Origin of the sequence: Streptomyces carpinensis (assembly GCF_002154505.1) — a bacterium.
In the GTDB taxonomy this organism is placed as follows: Bacteria; Actinomycetota; Actinomycetes; order Streptomycetales; family Streptomycetaceae; genus Streptomyces; species Streptomyces carpinensis.
The window spans coordinates 1-1465 of the sequence record NZ_MUBM01000585.1; the positions used below are offsets into that span (position 1 = coordinate 1).

Genomic DNA, 1465 nt, shown 5'->3' on the forward strand with positions numbered 1-1465 from the left:
GTGCCACGGCCGCGGATGTGGACCGGCTCTGGCAGGCGTTCCTTCGAAGATTCGATCTTGAACACACCTTCAGGCTGATCAAGCAGACGCTCGGCTGGACCCGTCCGAAGCTCCGCACCCCCGAGGCGGCGGACCGCTGGACCTGGCTGGTCATCGTCGCTCACACCCAACTCCGCCTCGCCCGGCCACTGGCCGAGGACCTCCGCAGGCCCTGGGAACAGTCCGCCCGGCCCGGCCGCCTCACCCCCGCCCGCGTCCGCCGGGGATTCCGCGGCCTCCACGGGAAGACGCCTCAGCCAGCCTGCGCACCGAAATCCAGTACGGCAGGCCCCGGTCGGCCGGCGGGCTCGAAGAACAGGCGCCGAGCCCGCGAGCACCCCGTCGGAAAACAAAACAAAACGGACACTGCGAAGCCCGCCTCAAAGCGGCAGGCAGCATAAACGCCAAGCTCAGGGGTGAGCGAACAACGCCTGCGCCGCATGGCCGCTAACTATGCGTGCACTGACGGGGGGTTCATCGACGCGCTGGCGGCAATGGTCACCGACCGACCGGAGGGCTGGTGGGAGGAGTATCGAGGACTGCTGCCCACGCCGTTCCTGGACATCGCTGAGCTTGAACACCACGCCACGTTCCGGCGAGATGTGGAGTTTCTCTTCATCCCCGGCCTACTTCAGACACCCGAGTACGCCCGCGCCGCCTTCTCTTCCAGAGTCCCCGAACTTCCCGAGGAGGAACTGGAGCTGCGCGTGCGGCATCGTATGCAGCGCAAGGCGATCCTGACGGGACCTGATCCCACTCCATACGAGGCGGTTGTTCACGAGGCGGCACTACGCATCAGAGTCAGCGACCGCGCCACGTCACGAGCCCAACTCTTCCGCGTTCTCGAGCTCTCTGAGGCAGACCATGTCACCGTGCGGGCCATCCCACTCGACTTGGACGGCTTCGGTGGAGCATGGAGCCCGATGATGCTGGCGGGTGGTGCCGTACCCAAGCTGGACACGGCCGTCCGCGACGCGCCTCACGGCACTGGCTTCATCGATTCAGAGGCACAACTCGGCGTCTTCCGAACACTTTTTCGTAGAGTGCAAGCGGTGTCGCTCGACCCGATCCGTTCGCGTGAATTCATCCACAGACTGGCCAAGGAGCTGTGAGACCCACCGTGATCATTACCGACAACTGGCGGAAGTCCTCCCACTCCGGTGGCGGCGACGGCAACAACTGCGTAGAGATCGCCAACTCCCCCACCCGCATAGCCATCCGCGACTCAAAAGCCCCGGCTCGGGCCGCCCTCACCTTCCCGGCCGACGCCTTCAGCACCTTCCTCGAAGCCCTCAAGGAGGAGGGATCTCCGTGGTAAGGCAGGCCGCGCCGCCTACGCATGTCCCAGTCGGCGCAGCAACTGCCATCACTGGTCGGATTCTTCGGCACCCGTGATGCGCAGGTACCCCGGGCCGAGTCCGTACTC

The 1465-nt window shown here is 65.7% G+C and carries 2 protein-coding genes and 1 pseudogene; all 3 read left to right on the top strand.

Annotated elements, in window-relative coordinates; translation table 11 throughout:
- Window positions 1-440 (top strand): annotated as a pseudogene (locus BZY54_RS46460) (NF041680 family putative transposase); the annotation flags it as partial.
- A 15-nt stretch (window positions 441-455) separates the two neighbouring features.
- Complete coding sequence (locus tag BZY54_RS46465) at window positions 456-1151, top strand: DUF5753 domain-containing protein (protein ID WP_086729339.1); 696 nt, start codon at window positions 456-458, stop codon at window positions 1149-1151.
- Between the two features lie 8 nt (window positions 1152-1159).
- Window positions 1160-1357, top strand: a complete 198-nt coding sequence (locus tag BZY54_RS46470; RefSeq protein WP_086729345.1) for a DUF397 domain-containing protein — start codon at window positions 1160-1162, stop codon at window positions 1355-1357.
- Window positions 1358-1465 lie beyond the last annotated feature (108 nt).